19 protein-coding genes, 1 tRNA gene and 1 riboswitch are annotated in these 21082 nt (G+C 62.2%); of the genes, 10 read left to right on the top strand and 10 right to left on the bottom strand.

The window, feature by feature from the left end; genetic code table 11:
• Positions 1 to 51: 51 nt before the first annotated feature.
• On the top strand, positions 52 to 1122 hold the full coding sequence (locus JO965_RS46790) for a GlxA family transcriptional regulator (RefSeq protein WP_246777347.1): 1071 nt from the start codon (positions 52 to 54) through the stop codon (positions 1120 to 1122).
• Between the two features lie 18 nt (positions 1123 to 1140).
• On the top strand, positions 1141 to 1584 hold the full coding sequence (locus tag JO965_RS46785) for a hypothetical protein (protein ID WP_203448055.1): 444 nt from the start codon (positions 1141 to 1143) through the stop codon (positions 1582 to 1584).
• 26 nt (positions 1585 to 1610) lie between these two features.
• Here the strand turns inward: JO965_RS46785 and JO965_RS46780 are convergent, their stop codons facing one another.
• From JO965_RS46780 to JO965_RS46765, 4 genes are all read right to left on the bottom strand, one after another.
• Entirely contained in the window at positions 1611 to 2255 is a 645-nt protein-coding gene (locus tag JO965_RS46780) for a trimeric intracellular cation channel family protein (protein WP_203448054.1), read from the bottom strand.
• Between the two features lie 35 nt (positions 2256 to 2290).
• Entirely contained in the window at positions 2291 to 3934 is a 1644-nt protein-coding gene (locus JO965_RS46775; RefSeq protein WP_203448471.1) for a penicillin-binding protein 2, read from the bottom strand.
• 16 nt (positions 3935 to 3950) lie between these two features.
• A complete protein-coding gene (locus JO965_RS46770) occupies positions 3951 to 6368 on the bottom strand; it encodes a penicillin-binding protein 1A (RefSeq protein ID WP_203448053.1) in 2418 nt (805 codons plus the stop codon).
• Between the two features lie 448 nt (positions 6369 to 6816).
• A riboswitch (glycine riboswitch) is annotated at positions 6817 to 6905 on the bottom strand.
• A 254-nt stretch (positions 6906 to 7159) separates the two neighbouring features.
• A complete protein-coding gene (locus JO965_RS46765) occupies positions 7160 to 7537 on the bottom strand; it encodes a DUF983 domain-containing protein (RefSeq protein ID WP_203448052.1) in 378 nt (125 codons plus the stop codon).
• Positions 7538 to 7927: 390 nt separating this feature from the next.
• Between JO965_RS46765 and JO965_RS46760 the strand changes: the two genes are divergently transcribed.
• The 4 genes from JO965_RS46760 to JO965_RS46750 all read left to right on the top strand — a co-directional run bounded on the left by JO965_RS46760 (position 7928) and on the right by JO965_RS46750 (position 10882).
• Positions 7928 to 8003, top strand: a tRNA-Arg gene (locus tag JO965_RS46760).
• 52 nt (positions 8004 to 8055) lie between these two features.
• Positions 8056 to 8322, top strand: a complete 267-nt coding sequence (locus JO965_RS46755) for a hypothetical protein (RefSeq protein WP_371827051.1) — start codon at positions 8056 to 8058, stop codon at positions 8320 to 8322.
• A gap of 271 nt (positions 8323 to 8593) precedes the next feature.
• Positions 8594 to 8722 (top strand): hypothetical protein, encoded by a 129-nt coding sequence (locus tag JO965_RS49140; protein WP_256451965.1) that lies wholly within the window; start codon positions 8594 to 8596, stop codon positions 8720 to 8722.
• Positions 8723 to 10090: 1368 nt separating this feature from the next.
• Positions 10091 to 10882: a hypothetical protein gene (locus tag JO965_RS46750; protein ID WP_203448051.1), complete on the top strand. Its 792-nt coding sequence runs from the start codon at positions 10091 to 10093 to the stop codon at positions 10880 to 10882.
• Between the two features lie 377 nt (positions 10883 to 11259).
• Here JO965_RS46750 and JO965_RS46745 read toward each other — a convergent pair whose 3' ends face one another.
• From JO965_RS46745 to JO965_RS46735, 3 genes are all read right to left on the bottom strand, one after another.
• Positions 11260 to 12180 (bottom strand): PAN/Apple domain-containing protein, encoded by a 921-nt coding sequence (locus JO965_RS46745; RefSeq protein ID WP_203448050.1) that lies wholly within the window; start codon positions 12178 to 12180, stop codon positions 11260 to 11262.
• Between the two features lie 58 nt (positions 12181 to 12238).
• Complete coding sequence (locus JO965_RS46740; protein ID WP_203448048.1) at positions 12239 to 13837, bottom strand: hypothetical protein; 1599 nt, start codon at positions 13835 to 13837, stop codon at positions 12239 to 12241.
• 532 nt (positions 13838 to 14369) lie between these two features.
• Positions 14370 to 14942: a histidine phosphatase family protein gene (locus JO965_RS46735; RefSeq protein WP_203448046.1), complete on the bottom strand. Its 573-nt coding sequence runs from the start codon at positions 14940 to 14942 to the stop codon at positions 14370 to 14372.
• A 326-nt stretch (positions 14943 to 15268) separates the two neighbouring features.
• Here JO965_RS46735 and JO965_RS46730 point away from each other — a divergent pair, with 326 nt between their 5' ends.
• Positions 15269 to 15538 carry a hypothetical protein gene (locus JO965_RS46730; RefSeq protein WP_203448044.1) on the top strand — a complete coding sequence of 90 codons (270 nt, stop codon included), beginning with the start codon at positions 15269 to 15271 and terminating at the stop codon, positions 15536 to 15538.
• 128 nt (positions 15539 to 15666) lie between these two features.
• On the opposite strand, the gene JO965_RS46725 is transcribed toward JO965_RS46730, so the two are convergent.
• A complete protein-coding gene (locus tag JO965_RS46725) occupies positions 15667 to 15870 on the bottom strand; it encodes a hypothetical protein (protein WP_203448042.1) in 204 nt (67 codons plus the stop codon).
• Positions 15871 to 16026: 156 nt separating this feature from the next.
• Between JO965_RS46725 and JO965_RS46720 the strand changes: the two genes are divergently transcribed.
• Positions 16027 to 16275: a ParB N-terminal domain-containing protein gene (locus JO965_RS46720; protein ID WP_203448040.1), complete on the top strand. Its 249-nt coding sequence runs from the start codon at positions 16027 to 16029 to the stop codon at positions 16273 to 16275.
• Between the two features lie 139 nt (positions 16276 to 16414).
• Here the strand turns inward: JO965_RS46720 and JO965_RS46715 are convergent, their stop codons facing one another.
• A complete protein-coding gene (locus JO965_RS46715) occupies positions 16415 to 17236 on the bottom strand; it encodes an SHOCT domain-containing protein (RefSeq protein WP_203448038.1) in 822 nt (273 codons plus the stop codon).
• 330 nt (positions 17237 to 17566) lie between these two features.
• Between JO965_RS46715 and JO965_RS46710 the strand changes: the two genes are divergently transcribed.
• On the top strand, positions 17567 to 18601 hold the full coding sequence (locus JO965_RS46710) for a sorbosone dehydrogenase family protein (protein ID WP_246777346.1): 1035 nt from the start codon (positions 17567 to 17569) through the stop codon (positions 18599 to 18601).
• Between the two features lie 284 nt (positions 18602 to 18885).
• On the top strand, positions 18886 to 19731 hold the full coding sequence (locus tag JO965_RS46705) for a lysine/arginine/ornithine ABC transporter substrate-binding protein (RefSeq protein WP_203448036.1): 846 nt from the start codon (positions 18886 to 18888) through the stop codon (positions 19729 to 19731).
• Positions 19732 to 19816: 85 nt separating this feature from the next.
• On the opposite strand, the gene JO965_RS46700 is transcribed toward JO965_RS46705, so the two are convergent.
• Entirely contained in the window at positions 19817 to 21082 is a 1266-nt protein-coding gene (locus JO965_RS46700; protein WP_203448034.1) for an FAD-binding oxidoreductase, read from the bottom strand.

The raw sequence follows: 21082 nt of genomic DNA, 5'->3' as shown, positions 1-21082 counted from the left end.
ACTTCGTATTTCCGCGACAATCGGGTAGAACGGATGCGACAGGGGATGAAAATGGCGCACACCGGTCCCAAGCTGAGAGTTGGCTTCGTGCTCATGCCGAAGTTCACCCTGACGGCGTTCTCGACCTTCGTCGACGTCCTGCGCCTGGCGGCCGACGAGGGCGATCTCAGCCGGCCGATCGCCTGCGCCTGGGAGGTCATGAGCCCGCAGCGCCGGCCGGTCCGGTCCAGCTGCGGAATCGACATCCAGCCGTCGTCGGATTTCGTCGACCCGAAGACGTTCGACTATCTGGTGATCGTGGGCGGGCTGCTGCATGGCGCTCCCGGGATTCCCCCCGAGATTGCGCGATACCTGAGGAATGCAGCCCAGGCCGGCGTGACGCTCGTCGGCGTGTGCACCGGCAGCTTCGTCCTGTGCCGCTTGGGCTTGATGACCGATCGCAAGTGCTGCGTCAGCTGGTATCACTACCGGGACTTCCTGGAAGAGTTCTCGGACCTCGTCCCGATCGCCGACCGCCTCTACGTGATCGATCGGGACCGCATCACATGCTCCGGCGGAGCTGGTGTGGCCGATCTCGCGGCTCGCCTGGTCAGCGACCGTCTGGGGCAGGCCCAAGCCTACAAGGCCCTGCATATCCTTCTCGTCGAGCGGCCACGGTCAGGCGACACCGCACAGCCCGCGCCATCCCTCGCCGCCACGAAGGATGACCATCTCGTCTCGCGGGCCCTGCTCCTCATGGAGCAGAACCTGATGGAACCTCTTGCCATTCACGACCTCGCTGAGGCCCTGTCGCTGAGCGTGCGCCAGCTTGAGCGTCATTTCCGTAACCACCTGGGCGAGAGTCCGCAGGAGAGCTATATGGCCCTGCGCCTCAAGCACGCGCGCTGGATGCTCGAGCATAGCGGCCTTCCGGCCGTCCTGATCGCAGCGGAACTCGGCTTTTCCGACAGCTCCCATTTCGGCCGGAGTTTCAAGGCACGCTACGGGATGACCCCGGCCCAATTCCGCCGGGGCCGCCGTGACGGTGACGTGAAACCAGAGTCACGGCCATCGCCTGGTGCATACGATGGCGACAATGTCGATCGCCGGGTCTTCGATCAGGATTTCGTATCGGGCGCATGAGCGGAGAGACGAGCCTCCGTGCGGCCGGGATCGCGGCTGGCCCGGCAGGATCATCCGGGTCCATTTCCGCACATGGGCGTCGTCATCTGTCCACCGCTCACAGGCTGCCGCGATTGGTTCTGCCGTGCCCATGGCGTCCAGGCGGCCACCGCGGCGACCACGATCAATACGGGAATGATCCGGTCCGTCTTCATCGCATCCTCCGCCGGCTTGGCCCGGGGTCGACTGATGGACTGCGGTCACTCCCTGCAGGTGATCGCGCGATCCTCCATACGGCCAACCGCCCTGCAATGGGGCAGGTTCCTCATCACCCGGTCAGACGGGCAGGCACGGTCACTTGCGGTCCCGGCTGCCGCCCGGGAATGTACATCCATGGGTCGGGATCACGTGAGCACACCCGGCCTTTGGCCGGAAACCGATTCGATCCAGTCCGGTCCCATGATCCCAGGCAGGCGATCCTGAGCAAGCATCCATGCGACGCGGGGCCGTCAGCGATCGATTTCCTCCCGCGTGCGCCCGGGCCGCGGCCGATAGCGGGGCAGGGACCAGTCCCACCGCAGCGCCGCCGCCCGGATCGCGAACGCGGCCCAGAAGCCGCCGGCCAGCGCATACTCGCGGGCAACCCCCGCCAGTGCCAGGGCGACGAAGATCACCGCTCCGCCGAGCGCCGCCGACACATAGATCTCGCGACTGAGGATCACCGGGCTTTCGCCGCCCAGGATATCCCTGACGACGCCGCCGAAGGTGGCCGTGATCACGCCCATCGCAACCGCAACGATGGGACCCGCCTGGGCCAGCAACGCCTTCTCGGCCCCGGTCACCGCGAACAGGGCCATGCCGACGGCATCGCACCACAGCAGGAGCTTGAGCCGCGATTGCGGGATATGGGCGAGGAAGAAGGTTGCGCAGGAGACCAGCACGCAGGTGACCAGGTACGTCGGCTCCCGCACCCAGAACACCGGAAGTGCGTTGATGAGCGTGTCGCGGATCGTTCCGCCGCCGATCCCGGTGGCTGTGCCGAGCAGCACGAAGCCGACCAGGTCCATCTGCTTGCGTGAGGCGACCAGCGCTCCGGTGGTCGCAAAGATGACGATTCCAAACCAGTCGAGGAGGGCGGCAAACGTGTCGAACATCGGTCAGAAATCCATCATGGTGTGCGAGATCAATATCAATGCGCGGAAGCCGTCCAGGGCTGGACGCCGAGCAGCGGCAGGGCCTCACCCATGACACGCCGCGTCACCGGTACCGCATTCCATCCGGAGGTGCGGAAGCCAAAGGTTTCCGGCAGACCGCGCGGCTCATCGAGGATCGTCAGGAACAGGTAGCGCGGTGCGTCGATGGGAGCGACGCCGACGAAGAACGTCATGACCTTCTCCTTGGAGTAGACCCCGCCAATGACTTTCTCGGAGGTTCCCGTCTTGCCGCCGATCCGGATCGGATCGAGCGAGGCCCGCCGGGCCGATCCCGCCTCGACGTTGAGGCGCATCAGGTCGCGCATGGCCGCGGCGGTTTCCGGCTTGATCACGGCCGCAGCTCGGAGGCGGTCGCCGAGGCCGCGTCCGGCGAGGAAGGTGGGGGTGATCAGGTCACCGCCATTGACCAACGCCGCCACCGCCATGGCGGCTTGAAGGGGTGTGACCGCGATGCCGTGCCCGAAGGCGACCGTCGCGGTTGTGACATCGCTCCACCGCGATGGCACGATGGGTGCGGAGCTCTCGGTCAATTCGGTCCGGATCCGGTCGAACTGACCGAGCGACTTCAGGAAGGCCTGGAGCCGGGACGCGCCCGTGACCAGCGCCATCCGGCCCATGGCGATGTTCGATGAGTAGATGAAGCTCTCGGGCAGCGTCAGGACCCGCTTCTTGCCGCGGAAGTCGTCGATGCTGGCGCCGCCGATGGTGAGCGGCTGCCTGACGTCGAAGGTCGAGTGAAGCGTGAACAGCCCGGTATCCAATGCGAGCGCGGTCGTGATGGCCTTGTAGATCGACCCCATCTCGTAGCGGCCAACCTGCATCCGGTTGATGCGATCCGGGTGCAGCGCCAGATCCGGCTCGTTCGGATCGAAATCGGGCAGTGACACGAGCGCGAGGACCTCGCCGTTGGTGACATCAAGAATCAGTCCCGCCGCGGCAATGGCGGTGTAGGTTTCGACGGCGCGGCGCAGTTGCTCGGCATAGAGGTGCTGGACCCTGAGATCGATGCTGAGGCGGACGGCTATATCGGCCCGTAGCGCCGGCGCCTGTCCGCTCGACAGCTCTCCGGTTCCCGTTCCCATGGTGGCATCGATCCACTTCTCGATTCCCGACAGGCCCTGGTTGTCGATGTCGACCGCACCCAGGACATGCGCCGCCGCAGCCCCGTTGGGGTAGACGCGCGTCGGTTCGGGCCGCAGGTGGATGCCGGCCAAGCCGAGCGACCAGACGCGATCGGCCGCGGAGGGCGGGATCGAGCGCTTGATCCAGGCGAAGCCTGACTCCGACGTGAGCTTGCGACGCAGGTCGTGCGGGTTGAGGTCCGCGAACACGTCGGTCAGGCCCTCGACCGCCTCGTCGACGTCGATGATCCTGCGGGGCTCGGCGTAGACGGAGAAGGCTTTCAGGTCCTTGGCGAGCAGGACGCCGTTGCGGTCAACGATGTCCGGCCGCATGCGCTGGATCCGGTCCTGAGCGGCCGCGCGGGGCTCGGCAGGGTCGAGGGCGAACGCGACCAGTCGCACTGCAATCGCGGCGAACAGGCCGACAAACCCAAGGGCTGCCAGCCGGATGCGTGCGGGGCTGCGTTCAAAGGCGAGCTGGAACAGAGACCGAGCCATCACGTCACCCGTCCCATCAGCGGAAGTAGCTGGGGCCGGGAGGGGCATAAGCCTCCCGGGCTGGGACGTCGGCCGGGCTCCAGTTTGAGATAGGGGGAAGCGCGGTTGCCGGCGGCTCGGTGCCGGGCTTGAACGCCTCCAGGATCGTGCCTGCTCCGAGTGCACTGCGATCGCCGGTATAAGGATCAACCGGGATCAGCTTGATGCCGGCCGGAACGCGAAAGGCGGTTCGCGGCTTGCCCGCGAGCGCCTGCTCCAGGAAGGCGCGGACGATGGGCGCGGCATGCCCGGAGCCGTAGGCCGACCTGCCGAGCGAGCGGGGCCGGTCGTAGCCGAGAAACACGCCGACGGCGAGCTCCGGCGTCGAGCCGACGAACCACAGGTCCTTGGCGTCGTTGGTTGTTCCGGTCTTGCCGGCGAGTGGCCGGCCGAAGCCGGAGAACACCTTTGGCAGCGTGCGCTCGACGACACCCTCCAGCAGGGAGGTCACCTGGTAGGCCGTCAGCGGATCGATGGCCTGCTCCGCCTTGTCCGCCAGCCTGGGGATACCCTGGTTGCGCCAGGAGAGGGCGGCGCAGCCGGAGCATGCCCGCCGGTCGTGCCGGAAGATGGTCTTCCCGTGGCGGTTCTGGATGTGCTCGATCAGCGTTGGCCGAACATGGCGGCCGCCGTTGACGAACATCGCGTAGGCGGAGGTCATCCGCAGCACCGTCGTCTCGCCGGCTCCGAGCGCCATCGCGAGCCGCGGCGGCAGGTCGTCCTGGACGCCGAGGCGCCGGGCATAGTCGGACACAAGCGGCATCCCGACGTCCCGCGCCAGCCTCACCGTCATCACATTCTTGGAGCGCTCCAGCCCCATGCGGAGCGTGGACGGACCGTCGTAGCGGCCGTTGTGGTTGCCCGGGGACCACGGTGCCTGTCCCGTGCCCTGGTCGATGGACAGCGGCGCATCGAGAACGAGGCTGGACGGCGTGTAGCCGTTGTCCAGGGCCGCCGCGTAGACGAGGGCCTTGAACGTGGAGCCGGGTTGGCGCCAGGCCTGGGTGACGCGGTTGAATTCGTTCTGGCTGGACGAAAAGCCGCCCACCATGGCACGGATGCGTCCGGTGTCCGGCTCCAGCGCGACCAGGGCTCCGGAAATCTCGGGGACTTGGCGCAACCGGTACTCATTGGACGCCTTTTTGATGGGCTCCACATGGACGATGTCGCCGACCCGCAGGACATCGCTCACGCGGCTCTGGCCCGACCACCGGATGCCCCGGCTCGCGATCCGTCCGGTGCGGCGGGCGGTCTCAATGGCACCGGTGACATCCCTGTCCGGCCGCAGGCCGATACGGGCGCCTTTGGCGTCGACGGCGAGCACGACAGCCTGCTGCCATGGTCGGATGTCCTCGCACGTTGGCAGTTCGGTGAGCTTCACACCCCAATCGCCCTCGACAGAGGCAAGCCGGGTCTCGGTTCCGCGCCAGCCCCGGGCCTCATCGAAGCGGACCAAGCCGTCGACGAGGCTCTTGCGGGCCGCAGCCTGCATCGTTGGGTCAAGCGTCGTGCGGACCGACAGGCCGCCCTCGTAGAGCGTCGCTTCGCCGTAGCGGTTGGCGAGCTCGCGCCGGACCTCCTCAGCGAAGTAGCCGGCTTGGGTCTCGTGCGGCGAGACTGAACGCAGATTGACGACGAACGCCTCCTCCGTCGCCACATCCGCCTCCTCCTGCCCGATGTAGCCGTTGGCGGCCATCCGCTCCAGGACCCAGTTGCGGCGGGCGATGGCCGCCTCGGGTTGGCGGAAGGGGTGATAGTTGTTCGGCCCCTTCGGGAGGGCGGCGAGATAGGCCGCCTCCGTCAGGCTCAGCTCATGCACGGACTTGTCGAAGTAGCCCAGCGCGGCCGCGGCAATGCCGTAGTGGCCCATACCGAAATAGATCTCGTTGAGATACAGCTCAAGGATGCGGTCCTTGCTGAAGGTCTCCTCGATCCGGAAGGCGAGGAGGATCTCCTTGATCTTGCGGCTGTAGGTCTGCTCGCGTGACAGCAGCAGGTTCTTGGCGACCTGCTGGGTGATCGTCGAGGCGCCCTGCGGGCGGGCGGCGTCGCTGGCGAGATTGGCGAGCAGGGCGCGGCCGATGCCTTTGGGGTCGATGCCGTTGTGCTCATAGAAGTGCCGGTCTTCCGCCGACAGGAAGGCCGCGACGATCCGCTGCGGCATGGCCTCCAGGGGGAGGTACAGCCGGTTCTCTCGCGCGTATTCGGCGATGATCCGGCCGTCGGCGGCATGCAGGCGCGTCGTTACCGCGGGCTCGTAACGTGTGAGTTCCGCGTGATCGGGCAGGTCGGCGGAGAGATGCCAGAGCAGAATGCCGACGGTCAGCGAGCCGCTGACCAGAAGAAGCGAGGCCAGGGCCGTGGCAAAGCCGAGGAAGCGAAGAACGAAGCGCATGGCGAGCACCCGGGTTCAGGCGAGTGCGTGCGTTGACGCGACGGCACTCGCTCAATGGCGGTGAATGGCAAAGGGAATCCCCCTTGGTGCACGTCGCCATCATTCCCACAGCTCTCGATGGGCGAGGCGTCAGGTCATGGGCCGAGACCGCGAGATGCGTCCCAGAGATGGTCGACGGGCGTTCGGGGATGGGTCGTGACGCGTCAGCGGCTTGGACGGAGTCCCAACCGGCGCATCAGGTTCTCTGCTGGCCCTCGTGGCGAAGGGGGCGCATCACGGCTTGCGGGCATGTAGGGGAAGGGCATTCGTCAGGCTCCATCATGGTCCCGCAGGCGATGCTGCGGTGGAGCCCCCTCTGTCATTGGCCTGAGAGTTTCGTCCGGATGCCAGCGGCCGCCGCGACTTTCACCATGGGCGGGAGCAGGATGCTCCACTTTTCAGAGTGTTGTGCAATGAAGCGGTCCTGGGTGCCTGAGAGTTTCCGGGGCAGTTGCTCCTTCGGCGGCCAGCACGCTGGCTCTCTCCCGCTCATTGCCAAGCTCAATCTAATTTGGTTTGTGGCAGAATTGTGTTGTTCAGACGATGAGATCTCTTCCCGCAAGATGGGAAGCCTGACGGCACTGGATCATCTCTGAACCAGCCGTGAGGTTGACCGTGACCTGCCGGATCGCCTGAAGCGAGCCTGAGTGGCAACTCGGTTGCGCTCTCATCTGCGGAATGACTACTCGCGGACCGTCGATGTCGTGATTACGGGACATTGGGGCAAATCACGACGGTTACGAACCAACGGCTCAGCCGCGGGAACCGACAGTGCCGGGGGAGGGCGGCTCCGTCTCCGCAGTCCGTCGCGGAATCTCGAACCGGCCTTCCTCGGCTTTGTGGAAGTACTGGCTCGCGACCAGCATGCCCTTGGCGATGCGGATCGGCGGGATGCAGGTTAGCAGCAGGAACGGACCTGACGTGAGCAGGTGAACCCAGACGGACGGCTCCCACATGATCTCGACCCAGACACCGAACCCGGCCGCCGGGATGCCCATGAGGATCATGATGAAGAAGGCCGGGCCGTCGGCCGGGTCGGCGAAGGAGTAGTCGAGGCCGCAGGCCTCGCAACGCGGGGCGAGGGTCAGGAAGCCGTTGAAGGGGCTGGAACAAGATCTGCTTCCAAACATACGGCGGCATTATAAACCAAACACAGCAACCCTGAAGACAGGATCGATTTTTCGGATCGTGGTTCGGCGCATTTCCGGCCCAACCACCTGAAGAGACGCACCGGCGGTGCGATGGTGTGGCAATAGCCGAAGGTGAGGCAAATCCGCCTTACGCCAGACCATCGCCGCGAGCAAATATCAGCCATGCTCTTATCTTGGAACGCCCTAACCACGTCCGACATGGTAGTGATGTTCGCTACCACCGACCACGAGGTCAGGACTCGCGTAAAGCCATAGGTCGCAGGGAAAAGCTGTCTTTGGTTTATAATGCCGCCGAGGTTTATTGAACAGACCTTGCATGCTCCACAAGTACAGCCAGCCCGCTGTGGACTGTCATGGCGGCTGGCGGTGGGGCCTGTAGCTCAATGGTTAGAGCCGGCCCATCCTAACGGTCTGGTTGGGGGTTCAAGTCCCTCCAGGCCCACCAAATATAAGCCCACGAGTGAATTATTTGCCAGCTGACCTTCTAACGAGAACCCATGATGAGCTACAGCCTGATCCAGCTGGCTCCGGGCGCCTATGATCTCTACCTGTCCGACACCATTGTCGCCAGCGTAGTCAGAAGCGGCCTGCGCCAACCCTATATCTGGACGGCCGAGCTGCTCGAGGACCTGCCGCGCAGCAAGCGGCCGTCGCCCTTCCAGGACATCGAGCACAGCTTTCCGTCGCTGGAGGAGTTGTGCGCCTGGCTCGGTCAGCCGCCGGTGAAGACCAACAACCGGCACACCGCTTCTCAGGGTGCGTGAGAGAAGCGCCCCGGCCGCGGCGCTGTCTGAAAACCTCGCCCGGGGCGCTGGTGTGCCATGGGAGTGAGCACACCTTGGATGTAGGCCATCCCGAGCCCCTGGCAATGCTGCTTTCGGCGGCCAGCCGATACGCTACAGCAGACTCACCATGTTGCCGGCCGGTGACAGACATCAGCCCGGAAATCGGCCACATGATGCGAGCCGAGCGGCAGAATTGTTCGCGCCGTTCGCCCGTTTTCAGAACCAGCCATATTCATCGAAGGTATTCATCATGCCGCCGACAGAGATCGTCGCGCCTGCTCATTCCCCTGTTGCTCCAACCTTCACGCAGGCGGCCATCCGGTTTGCCGTCTCGTTTGCCGCCCTGATCGGCCTGAGCCTTCTGCTGGCCGGGCTCTGAGGGCGCATTTTCGGGCGCCTGTGCTGATTGCGAGACAGCCAAAGCGCTGGACATCGGGCATTCTGGTGACGTCCTTGAAGGAACGGCTGGGGGGCCGATCCTCCCTGGAAGGGAAGCGCCTCTGCCAGGCACGAGGCGCTTCTCTTTGCCAGGACAGGCGCGACGTCACATATCCCCGGATATGATCGAAAGTGCGGGGAGGGCAGATCGACGCCACGAGGCGAGGCTCCGCAATCACCAACCCGACACCCGGATCAAATCATTTCCAATCCAAAGTCATGGATCAGATGAAACGCCCCCAGAAGTCCTTTTCGGTCGAGATCAAGAAGTCCCGCACCCAAGGCCCGCGTCCCCACCTTCCGCCACGGCGGCTGTTCGCAGTGCCACCTGATGAGATCTCAGCACGCCCCCAAGAGACTGAACCTCAAGCCGTCGCCGAGCCGGTGACAGCCCCTCGCATTCTGCCGAGCATCATCGAACCTCTCCTTAGCGATCCTGATTCCGTTGCGCCTGTGCGTCGCAGGCGGGCTGTCAGATCAAAGGCTGATGAAGGGCAGATCGAGCTCGATCTGCAGGCAGATGCAATGGACGATCTGGAAGATGCTCCAGACGCGCGACCGACCCCGGAAACTGCATTGTGGATGGATGCTGCACCGGTGGCGGAGGGGAGCCCGCAGCCCGTTCCTGACGTTCGGACTGACGACGTTGCAACCGGAGAGACGAAGGCACGGATACGACGGAGGAAGCTGCCTGAGTTCGTCGAGGACGTAGACGCATCAGAGCCTGTTCGACGATCTCCGACAGCCCATGCAGACCCGCTGCGCCCCTCTGCCCCAGCGACGTCGCCGAAATCCGAGCCAGCGAGGCTGACAAAGCGTCAGGCCTCTGCCGCTCAACTGCCGCGCGGCGAGCGCTGGAAGCGGCGTCTGCATCCAGCGTCTTGGTGAGCGCGACAGAGAGCAGAACACGACGCCGACTTCGGCCGGGATACTCGGCTGAAACGGACATCACAGAAACGCGATCGAGTTTAGGGAGCTTCCGAGCGCGGATCAGGCCTAATGCAAGCGCAGTGCCAACTATCGCCATTTGCTCTGTGGCCTCGCCATCCTCTGCGCACGGGGCAACGTCGCTGTTGAAGACTTGCGCGTCGGGATAGACCGGGATGAGCCAGATGCCAGAGGGAGGCCATAGAGGCGAAATAATCTTCTCTCTAAAGCCTCAAGGAGTGGTTAGATCGATCACTTCTTTGTTCGACATCTGAATAAAAACCCTGTGGTCAACTAGACTGCCCATCAATGGAATTTTAAGCTTTCTCTTGCCTGGACATCTCAATTTTGGCTTCTAGTCGATGGGACTATGGGGGCCTCAATGAAAATCCGAAATCTTGTCGCGGTGATCGCAGGGACGCCGCTTTTGCTAGCTTGTGTCAGCACCGAGACCGTCCGTTTCCAGGCCAATGCCAATCAACAGGCGATGGTCCGTGACGGTCGCCAAGCAATTGTCTCAAAGAGCAGAAATTCGATCGTCCTCGTGAGCCCGGCATCCCGGGAGTTTCAATCTGGAACACGGCCGGTATTCGTAATTGGCATCAACAACCTTACGAAAGGCCCGCTCGAATTCGCGGTGAGCAACATTGCCGTTCATCAAAAGGCAACGGACGGCAGGGTTGTAGCTCTGCCCGTAAAGACCTACGAGAGCCTGGTCGCTGAAGAGCGTAGCAAACAAGTTGCACAAGCGCTTCTGGTCGGACTGGCAGCAGGAGCTAATTCCTTCGCGGCGTCCCAAGCAGGATATGGTACAGCCCGCGCCAACGTTTACTCAACAACCTACACGCCCTACGGTTCGTACAATCGCGTCAGCACCGTTACGGCATCTTATTTCGATCCCACGGCCAATGCGATCGCTCAGGCAAATGCAGCCGCACAGAACGACGCAATGATTGCAAGCACGGTCGAGCAGGGGCGACAAAGCCTTGCGAGCCTCGAGCAATCAGTACTCAAGGACAACACGATTCTTCCCGGTGAATGGTATGGCGGCCAGTTACACTTCGAGCCGCCTCAAACTGACGGGAGCGATGCGCCGAAATCTTACCGGATCAATATTGTAGTCGGATCCGACATTCATGAGATCGAAGTCAGACAAGAGGCCGTCAAGAGTTAACCTGCCATGCGGATTCCTTGCACCATCATCGCGTTGTTGCTTCTCTCGGTTCCCGAAGAATCAGCGGTTGCCAGTGACCGCTATTTCGGGGGCTATGAGTGCACGGATGACTGCTCTGGCCACAGGGCAGGCTATCTCTGGGCAGAGCAAAAAGGGATAACCGATCCCATTGAGTGCCCGATTCCGAGGAACTCTTGGTCATTCCATGAAGGTTGTCTGGCCTACGCTGAGGATCCCTACCGCGGCGCGGACGAGGACGATGAGGGAGACGAGATCGAGTAGGTCCGCCGATCCAATCCCTCTCGATTCGTCTTCTGCGACCTGTTCAAGTCGACGCTTGCGCGCCTCCTGAGGCCGTTGCGATGGCCTGCCTCTGTCTAGCGCCACTGCGCATTGAAATTCCCAGCCGTCGGTGCGATCTTCTTCATGCCGGAGAAAGCTCCGACGAACCGCTGGGCTTCGCCCAGACGGTCCTTTAGGAAACACCACCGGGCAGTTTTGTTATAGGTATAGGCCCTGCATTGCGTGTCGGTTCGGCAAAGGGACGTACAAAGCTCCAATGAGACCTCTTTCTCGACCCGATAATCTCCCCCGGGAATATCGAAGTCATCGGCCGCAATAAATTCCTGTTGCGGCTGCGGTGGAGGAGGCGAGGGCAATGGCTGCGACACTGGTGGAGTTGGCATGGGCCCTTTCGCAGATGATGGGACTTGCAGGTCAGCAACGCTGAATTCCCGATCTGACCATGGGCATCTGGAAGCGAGCGCCAAGGCGTCGTTGAGATCCAACCCGGCATGCTGCATCGTCGCCAGATTGGCGGTCGGGGAAACGGGTTTGGCATGCGGCGATTTTCGGTCTGCTAGCTCTACCTTGACCTCGACCCCATTGACTTTCGTCAGGGTGTAGCACCAAGCCTGGTTCCAGGTTCTGTCTGCCTCATTATCGAAATGATGACCTACGCTGACGGTCCAGTTCCGGCCCAGAAGCTCAACTTGCCGATTGGCGAACTTCGTGAAGTTCGTTGTTATGATGTCGGATTGTGATGGCGCTGGGTCGGACTTACTCACGGCAATGTCTTGCGGACGCGGAGCCGGAGCTGGTGGCTGTGGCACCGGATCAGGCATGGCCTGAGCTTGGGTCTGAGGCTCATGACCAGCAAGATTTGGATTCCGATCGAGGGCAAACTTGATCCCGAGACCAATGCCGATTGCGACTAAAGCAATTGCTGCTCCGGTAGCGATGCGCCGAATGGCAACGGCCTTATTGGTCTTCTCAAGCGCCTCAGCCTGAGCCTGCAAGGTGGGGATCGATGCCCGAAGCAGAACCTGCTCGATGGCTTTCTCAAGCAGTGAAGTGTCATGCCGCACTTGCATTGGGGGCACCCTTAAACTTAACCCGAACCAAGTCGGCGATTTCGGCTGGCAGATCCTGCTGAAGCGTGTTGCGAACAGCATCCGGATCGTCTGTCAGGATTGGTACGTAGAGAACCTCCTTGATGATCCTTTCGACAGGAACCTCTACGTGCTTCTCGATCTCCTTTTCGACCGGGACCTCGACCGTCACCTGGACCTTCCGGGTGCGCTTGAACCGCCACCGGATAAGCCAACGGCGCAGGTAGTCGGAAAGAGTTCGGGTTCCTCTCGTCTCCCGTACCTCTGCCGAGCGTTGCAGGCCCAGTGCCACAATGGCCGTCAGAGGTCCTGCAAGAGCAGCCAGCGCACCGAGTGACCCAAACCAAACGATGGAGATGAAGCCGGCCTCCTCCACGCTCACGGCCTCCGGATTTTTGCCATACAGCCTGCCTGCAAGGCGCCGGATCTGATCGTTGCGGGATGTGACGACCCGCTCCTTTTCAACGATGGTAAGCTCATTCTGCAGTTGGGTGATCCTCACCCGAAGGCGTTCCGTTTCGAGAGCGTTCGCGGCCGCTTTCTGCTGCGCGTCCTGCAGCTGAGAGAGGGTTCGATTGCGACGGTCTTGCCATGTTGTCTGGAGATCGCGGACTTCCTGCTCGAGTAGGTTCTGGCGCTCGACGAGACGGCCACGAGCCTGTTTCTCAGCTTCAGTCTCACTGTTCTCCAGGGCAGCCTGTTGCTCCCGCAAAATACGCAGATCCCCTTGAAGTCGTTGCTCGTCTATACCGAAACGCTCCCGGATCGCCGGGACGGGATTTCTCAGTCGCGCCAGCTCCTCCTCCAGCCGGCGGACCGTCGCCAGATCACCCTTTTCACGTGCCGCTTCAATGCGCTTCGTAAAACTCTCTCTCTGTCGCTCAAATGGCTCAAGCTGGACGCGAATTTCATTGTCCCGCCGCTCTATGAGTTGTTTGAACTCCGTGTCCTTCGATGCAATCTGTCGAGCAAGTGACGCATAATGTGGATTCTGCAGCTTCAAGTTCTCGATCTGACCCTGAACCCGCTGGATCTCGTCTTGCTTCCGTTGGCTTTCGGAAGCTTCCATCTCATTCAGCCTATCGACCTCTGCCTTAACATCGGCGACATGGCTGGCAGACGAGAGGGCGACCAGTGACTTCTCAGTATTCTGAAGTTCAATCTGAGCAGCGTTCTTCCGCGCCTGAATTTCCTCATACTGGATCTGACGTTGAGTGGACGCTCGTTCCAGGCCGAGGAATACGGTTTCGAAGGTGATGAGCGCCAAAAGGCAGAGGGCGATCGCAAGGACCGGCTTCCAGATCCATCTGACCGAGAACAGCAGGGTCGCGATCGGGATCTTCGTCAACTCTGCCAGTGCGACCATGAAGAATGGAGCACTGGCCAAGGCCAGGTCCAGACCGCTGACCGATAACTCGGTACCGAGGCTCGCGCTGTAGGCCTGATATCCCAGCGCGATACCTGTCGCCAAACCAATGGAGGCGGCGACGATCTCAAGCGCCCAGGCCACGCGGTAGGTCCATTGACCATAGACTGCCAATTTCGCATTAAACGCCGACGCCATTCGTGCCCCCAACCAGAACGGTAACTTCACCATCCCGAAGAAGCTTAGCCTTTTCAAGGGAGTTCAGCCGATCTCTGAAGGCTAACCGTAAGCGCTTTGGTATCTTGGTTAAGCGCTAGAGTGGTAGTTCACCTCAATAGCGTGCTGTCAGGTCAGATTTGGTGAAACTGGTGCCTGAATAGTTGCAGTCCATGGGACCTCACGGTCGCGATTTATGACCCAGTGCCCGGTACGGACTTCTTGTCAAAATAGTGATCCGAGTATCAACTAACCCAATGACCGAGATTTAGGGGCTCAAGGCCATTTTCACTGCGCCCGCTGACGCCATCAGGTTCCATAAAAAATGTTCAACGAAATTCGCGTGCGCCAACCAAGTTGAAATGTCGCTTTTTGCACGACGAGGGGGCTCAAGGCTGACCTTGTGGCTTGCATTTGTCAGGGACCAGCCGCTGGGTCATTCGGGAGCTGACGCGCTGGCTGGCTCAACTCACACCGCACGGGTCTCTGGCCTGGGCGGCACAGAACATGGGCGTCAGCGCGGCGCGATCTCACGCCATCGATGGATCACGCGACGCGTATTAACGTCAAAGGCCCAGAAGTGTCCCTGGAACGGTTGATCAGCGCTCCGCGTGATCGGAAGCCCGAGATACTTGCACAGCAGCAAGGTGCCTACGCCACCATGGGCGACAAACGCAATGTTCTCGCCCGAGAAGTGCTCGAGGATCTCATCCACAGCCGCCGCCACTCGGGCTTGTGCATCCACCGCACGCTCCCATCCCCGCACGTTCTCCTCCGGCCTGGCAAAGAAGGCATCCGCCATCCGGTCAAATTCCGGAGGCGGAAGAAACCCAGTGGCGCTGCGATCATTCTCATGCAGCTCATGATGAACGTGAACAGGAAGGCCGAAGCGGCCAGCCAGGATACCGGCCGCTTCGATGGCTTTGGTTTCGGGGCTCGCCCAAACGGCCGAGAGGGTGCCCAGACCCGCCTGGGAGGCGAAAGCCCGCATGCGGTGGACACCCTGATCCGAGAGATGCCACTGCGAGACCGGTGTCGTTGCCTCAACGACAACCTCAGGATGGGTGATGAAGTAGGCAATGCTCACGTCAACCTCCGGCAGGACAGGTCAGTGTACTCGGCAAGGGAATTGGTTTCACTGCCTCTGGAGGATGAAGCCGAAGGAGCGCCTTGCTCTCCGGCATCGACGAATTGTTTACCCTGACCGAGACAGGATCTGTGCACCGGGCAAGTGGTGTCTCTGCCCGAACAGCGACTCTGGTGTCGCTAGTGAATGGCACTGGAGTTGTCGGAGGGCTTCCTCTCCACTGATGCCCTGGCTTGAGGGTTTCAGACAGCACCCTCAGCCGGGGCGCGAACTGCCCGCCATCAACCCACGTCTGATGCATCGGTGCTGGCCAAGAGGAGACTGCCGTGGCCCGCTACTATTTTGACATCCTGGATGGCGCACAGGGCGTGCGCGACGATGAGGGCGCTGAGCTCAACAGCCTGGACGCCGCCGTGCAGGTGGCAGCCCGCTCGGCCGCTGAGATTGGCCAAGGCCGGCTCGCAAGGGGCGAGACCAGCGATGTTGTCGTCGAGGTGCGGGACGAGCGCAGCCAGCGGGTCTGCACCATCAGAGCTTCGATGGAGATCGAGTGGCACGTCTCACGGTCCCAGGGACGGCATCCCTGGAGCGCCTAGTGGCGCAAGTCAGCCCATGTCAAAAAGAACCCGGCGCAGAGCCGGGTCCGGGTCGCTGGGACCTTGGAGCATCAAAAGGGCTGCTGATCAACGCCTGATGCCCTGGGTCCGTTCCTGCCGGAGCCCGGTTACACGCCCCTGCGGCTGCGGGAGAAATACCAGATTGCGGCAGCGACGATGATCACCAGCAGGATGATCCACCAGTAGTCTGCGATCCCGCCGCCCGTGGCAGTGGGGGGAGCACCGGGCGCAGGGGAGGGGGCAGGGGTCTGCGCCCAGGCCGACGACACGGCCAGGAAGAGAACGCCCATCAAGGCTGTGAGTTTGCTCATGAGATGTCTCCGTGTGCGGAGGCCCAGCACAGCGACGCCACTCTCCTGCCAAGCTGGCCTTCTCAGGCAACGCCGTGTGGGACCGCATGTTCCTGGGCAAGCCGATCCGCGGCGCCTAAGCTTTGATCATCATGACAAGCGACCGGAGCCGCCGGGATGATGAAGAGGCAGACCCTTCCTATCGCAGATGTCTATGTGCCGGTGCGGCGGCATCAAACGCTTGTTCCGCACAAGGTTGCAGCCCTTGCCGAGAGCATCATGGAGAAGGGGCAGCGGGCGCCCATTCTCGTGCGACCCGACGGCACGCGGTTTGTTCTGGTCGAAGGCTTGCACCGGCTGGAAGCCTGCAAGGCGCTCGGCGAGGCAACGATCGTCGCCTACTTCGTTCAGGCCCGTCAGCATTGATCCGCAGGACGCCTTGCGAAGCAATTCGAGCGGCTCGCCGCATAATGGCCTACCGTTCACTCTGGCATCTCTGTGTCCGCTGCCCGAAAATCGCGACAGAACCAGAATCCCTGATCCTCCCTGGTTGAACTCTGGCAGTTCAGATCCGGGCCAGCAGTTCCGCTTTCTTGGCGGCAAACTCCTCATCCGTCAGCACACCGTTCTTGTGCAGCTCGACAAGGCGCTCGAGCGTGGCAAAGATGTCCTCTGGGGAAACCTGGGGCGACGTCGGCGGCGCGGCGCCGGCCGCCATCGACGCCCCAGGCTCAGGCTCTGATGCTAAACCCTCCCGGGTTGTGTCAGAAGTGGATGAGCGGGGACCCGCTTCCACCACCAGCAGGTCATGAAGCCGAACGAGACCGTGCTGGCTCACGAACTTCAGAGATTGGTCCGCACCCTGTTGCTGGGACACTCCAGAGATCAAGTGATCCCGAGTGTCGTAGAGGGTGATCTGCCCACTCCGCTCGATCGCAAGCCGGTGCGCTGCCGGGAAGATTGCGTAGTGCAGGTCGTCCTGAGATCCGGCGGACGATGGTTGGCCCAGCTCCGGGGGCCACCACATTCCCGACGGGGAGGCTGCCCCTGTCACGAACAGGCTCACACCCGGCGCGCCCGGCTGCGGCTGTGCCTGCGCGCCTGTCGCGGCCAGAATGGATGGCTGCTGGCCCAGGAGTGCGGCCAGCTCGGTGCACAGGGCATCCACGCGGGCCTTCAGGCCATGGTCGAACAGGGTGCCCACCATGGTCATGCCACCCTGCGTCCACTGGCCCATCCCGCCGAGCTCAGGATGGTTGAACTGCGCCATGGTGCCGTGACCCACCTCCAGCGCGCGAAGCAAGGTTAGAACAGCATCGGCACTAACCCTATGCCGCTGGGCGGCGTCCGTGACGATCTGCTGACCTTCAGGAGTGAGCTCATGCATCACAGGACTTGCCCGAGGTTGGGGGCGGCAAAGATGAGCCAGCGGCTCCCAGTGAACATACCTGCACCTGAAGGGGCTCACCAGCCTGCTTGGGGGATGGCTTGGGCGTCTATCGGCGGGCGTGGGATCCTCCTGACTGGCGGATCCTGGCTGGCAAAGCGCGGGTTGCACTTTGACACCGCATCGCAGGCCTCGGCTTGGCCTGAGGCCTTGTTCCCATTAACAGGCCTTAACTGTCTCCACCCCTGATCTCGCCAGCCCCGCGAACTCGTGAGTTTCCAAACTCAGCGGTCGGCGCATAAATGAGCTGTTCGATCCGGTCGCGACGGAATGATGCACCTCGGCAAGCCCTTCCGGTCCTTAGCTCTTGCCGGCCTCGCCACCGCTGGCTTGGTCCCATCACTGTGCCTTGGCCAAATCGTCCATGCCACACCCGGAGCCCGCGTTGCGGTGTTCGCCCGTGTGCCGGCCGCCCGCGCCATGGCCGTCTGCGGCGATGCGCTATACGTCGGCACCAAAGGCAATGCGGTCTATGGTGTCCCTCTGGCGGGTGGGCCTGCCGTGCGGGCCGCGTCCGGGCTCGTTGCCCCCAACGGCGTCGCCTGCTTGGGGAACAGACTCTACGTTGCATCGCGCGACCGCGTCTCGACTTTCGCCCTCGTGCCTGGCGGCAGACTGGCCAACCGAGCCGATCTGCCGATCAGGCTGCCGAACCAAGCCCACCACGGCCTGCGCTACATGCAAGCCGGGCCAGACAGCCGGCTGTACATCTCAATCGGCTCGCCGTGTAATATTTGTCAGCCCGCGGGTTTGCAGGGGACGATCATCAGCCTCAGCCCAAGCGGCGGGGACCTCCGGCGCATGGCCTGGGGCATCCGCAACTCGGTCGGCTTCGATTGGAACGGCGGCACCCTGTATTTCACCGACAATGGCGCCGACGGGATGGGCGACAACACACCGCCTGACGAGCTCAACGTCCTGCAGCCAGGCGCCTTCTATGGCTTTCCGTATTTCGGCGGTCGGGTGCGATTGCGCGGCTTTGAGGCGGCGGCTCCGCCCGCGCCCCAAAACCCGCCTGCGTATGAGTTCCAGGCCCATGTGGCCACGCTCGGGCTTCACTTCTATCGCGGTGCCATGTTTCCGGAGTTGCGCGGCGAAGCGCTGATTGCCGAACATGGGAGCTGGGATCGCAGCACGCCGGTCGGGTACCAGGTCGTGCGGCTGCGTGTGGGCAGCAGCCGCTCCGGCAACGGGCAGCGTTTTCTGAGCGGTGTTGGACGTCCGGTTGATGTCAAGGAACTGCCGGATGGGTCGATTGTCGTGTCTGATGACGCGGGCGGCCGGATCTGGCGCATCAGCCGCTGATCCAGCCGCAGGATAGCCAAACACGGCGGAAGCATTGATAGCGTGGGGAGAGGTCCCCGCCACGGCACCGGCTGTAAACTTCTTGTCAAAATCTGTCTTCAATGAACTTCATCATCTGCAGGCAAAGTTAGAATGTCCTGACCCTGCAAAGAAGCAATGTTATTCCGCGGTAGCAAGCGAGCTGGTGCCAAAGAGCCCTTTACGAAAGCGACGGTACCAATGAACCGTGCCTCAGGATAGAATCCGACTTCTCAATCGGACGAGAGAAAACCAAAGGAACGGCAATGAATATCATGAGGAGCTTCGCCTTGGCTGCGATCGCTGCCACTCTGGCAGGTGGTGCGACTGCTGCGCAGGACAGAGTCATCAAGATCGCGACGGAAGGCGCTTATGCCCCGTGGAATTTCACAGGTGCGGGCGGCAAGCTCGAAGGCTTCGACATCGATCTCGCCAACGACCTGTGCGCCCGCATGAAGGTCAAGTGCGAGATCGTCTCCCAGGATTGGGACGGGATCATCCCCGCTCTTCAGGCGAAGAAATACGATGCCATCATGGCCGGCATGAGCATCACCGACGAACGCAAGCAGGTAATCGATTTCGCTGGTCCCTATGCCGACTCGCCGAATGGCTATCTGGTGGCTAAGGACTCGCCACTCGCCAAGATGCCGGGCACGGGGCAAACCTATCATCTGGTAAGCCAGCAAGCGGAGGCCGAGAAGGCGATTGAGGCGACGAAGCCGCTGCTCAAGGGCAAGATGATCGGCGTTCAGGTCTCCACCACTCATCCCGTCTTCGCCGAGAAGTACCTGAAGGGTACGGCCGACATCCGAGAGTACAAGACCACCGAGCAGCACGACCTCGATCTTCTGGCCGGTCGGATTGATGCGGTGCTGGCTGACGCCACCGCGATTATCGGCACCCTCGATAAGCCGGAATTCAAGAACTACGCCCTCGTCGGGCCTGCTATCACGGGTGGCATTCAGGGCGACGGAGTCGGCATCGGTCTGCGCAAGGAGGACGCCGAGTTAAAGCAGAAGCTCAACGAGGCAATCAAGGCGGCCACTCAGGACGGCACCATCCAGAAACTCTCGATGAAATGGTTCAAGATCGACATCGCTCCGAAAACCTGAGGATAACAGCGCGATACACACTCATCAGCTTAATTAGAAATCAAAATTGCGCGGCCTGAGCTTACGCCGTATTCAGCCATGGGGCTCAGGACGTGAAACGATCAATAGAATAGGGCCTTGGGTCGGTGAAGGTTTCCCGGTGGGTCATCATTTCCGCCAGTAAACGCCCGGTGACCGGTCCAAGGGTCAAACCGTGATGATTGTGGCCAAAGGCGCACCAGAGACCTTTGTGCCTTGGAGCAGCACCAATGATGGGACGCATATCAGGCAGACAGGGGCGGGATCCCATCCACGGCTGTGGATCAACGCGCCTCTCAAGTGGGAAAATCTCGCGTGCGAGGGGTTCTGTTCGGTCCAATTGCCGAGGCGTTGGCGCCGAGTCACGAGCAGCGAACTCGACACCCGTGGTCAGGCGGATACCGCGCGTCATCGGCGCCAAAAGAAAGCCGCCGTCCACGTCGACCACAGGATGGTGAAGGACGGCGTCGGCCCTTGGCCGGAAATGCACGTGGTATCCGCGTTTGACGACCAGCGGCACACGGTAGCCGAGGGGGCGGAGGACAGTGTCCGACCAGGGTCCAAGCGCAATTACGACATCGTGGGCGCGGACGACACCAGACCGGCTGCGGACCGTCCATTCGATGCCGTCCTCCTGGAGCGTGCGAGCCTCACCGTGAACGAAACGGCCACCGCGGTGCAGAAACAGGTCAGCGTATCCTTTTACGAGACCGCCAGGGTCCGGAACCGTCGCCGGATCCCGCCAATGAATTCCCCCAATGAGAGTTTCGGATGTGTGAGGCTCACGCTGCCGGAGGGCCTTGCCATCGAGGATATCGAAATTCAACCCATAAGGCTCGAGAGCCGCCGCGTTCTTCGCTGCTTGGTCGAGAGAATTCTGGCTACGGAATGCCTCGATCCAGCCTGTCCGGCGCAGTTGCCCCAGAAGCCCGGCTTCAGCAATGAGGAGTTCATGCTCTGCGACTGACCGCTCGATGAGAGGCAGCATGTCGGCCGCTGCCTTTTTCAAGGACCCGGGTGCGGATTCGCGCCAGAATTGCCAGAGCCAAGGGAGGATTCGGGGCAGGAAGCGCCAGTCGGAGCGCACGTCGGCAGAGCGGTTCAGGGCGTAGAGGAGGACGGTCTTGAGATCGCGGGGAAACCCATAGGGAATAACGCTCGACCGTTCGATCAGACCGGCGTTGCCATGGCTCGTTTCCTCACCCACGCCGCGTCGATCAACCAGAACGACATCGCGCCCTCGCATCTGAAGATGCAGAGCGGCGGAGACACCCACGATGCCGGCTCCCAGCACAATGACATCGGCGCGGATTTCAGGATGTGGGTGTGTCAT

The organism is Microvirga sp. VF16, from assembly GCF_016864375.1.
In the GTDB taxonomy this organism is placed as follows: domain Bacteria; phylum Pseudomonadota; class Alphaproteobacteria; order Rhizobiales; family Beijerinckiaceae; genus Microvirga.
The sequence above is the reverse complement of the archived record's forward strand: the minus strand, read 5'-3'. Positions and strand labels throughout refer to the sequence as shown.

Excerpts from the sequence above, each read along its gene's own strand:
- JO965_RS46790 (WP_246777347.1), top strand. The coding sequence starts at position 52 with ATGGCGCACACCGGTCCCAAGCTGAGAGTTGGCTTCGTGCTCATGCCG.
- JO965_RS46780 (WP_203448054.1), bottom strand. The coding sequence starts at position 2,255 with ATGTTCGACACGTTTGCCGCCCTCCTCGACTGGTTTGGAATCGTCATC.
- JO965_RS46775 (WP_203448471.1), bottom strand. The coding sequence starts at position 3,934 with ATGGCTCGGTCTCTGTTCCAGCTCGCCTTTGAACGCAGCCCCGCACGC.
- JO965_RS46770 (WP_203448053.1), bottom strand. The coding sequence starts at position 6,368 with ATGCGCTTCGTTCTTCGCTTCCTCGGCTTTGCCACGGCCCTGGCCTCG.
- JO965_RS46765 (WP_203448052.1), bottom strand. The coding sequence starts at position 7,537 with ATGTTTGGAAGCAGATCTTGTTCCAGCCCCTTCAACGGCTTCCTGACC.
- JO965_RS46755 (WP_371827051.1), top strand. The coding sequence starts at position 8,056 with ATGATGAGCTACAGCCTGATCCAGCTGGCTCCGGGCGCCTATGATCTC.
- JO965_RS49140 (WP_256451965.1), top strand. The coding sequence starts at position 8,594 with ATGCCGCCGACAGAGATCGTCGCGCCTGCTCATTCCCCTGTTGCTCCA.
- JO965_RS46750 (WP_203448051.1), top strand. The coding sequence starts at position 10,091 with ATGAAAATCCGAAATCTTGTCGCGGTGATCGCAGGGACGCCGCTTTTG.
- JO965_RS46740 (WP_203448048.1), bottom strand. The coding sequence starts at position 13,837 with ATGGCGTCGGCGTTTAATGCGAAATTGGCAGTCTATGGTCAATGGACC.
- JO965_RS46725 (WP_203448042.1), bottom strand. The coding sequence starts at position 15,870 with ATGAGCAAACTCACAGCCTTGATGGGCGTTCTCTTCCTGGCCGTGTCG.
- JO965_RS46720 (WP_203448040.1), top strand. The coding sequence starts at position 16,027 with ATGATGAAGAGGCAGACCCTTCCTATCGCAGATGTCTATGTGCCGGTG.
- JO965_RS46715 (WP_203448038.1), bottom strand. The coding sequence starts at position 17,236 with ATGCATGAGCTCACTCCTGAAGGTCAGCAGATCGTCACGGACGCCGCC.
- JO965_RS46710 (WP_246777346.1), top strand. The coding sequence starts at position 17,567 with ATGATGCACCTCGGCAAGCCCTTCCGGTCCTTAGCTCTTGCCGGCCTC.
- JO965_RS46705 (WP_203448036.1), top strand. The coding sequence starts at position 18,886 with ATGAATATCATGAGGAGCTTCGCCTTGGCTGCGATCGCTGCCACTCTG.
- JO965_RS46700 (WP_203448034.1), bottom strand. The coding sequence starts at position 21,082 with ATGACACACCCACATCCTGAAATCCGCGCCGATGTCATTGTGCTGGGA.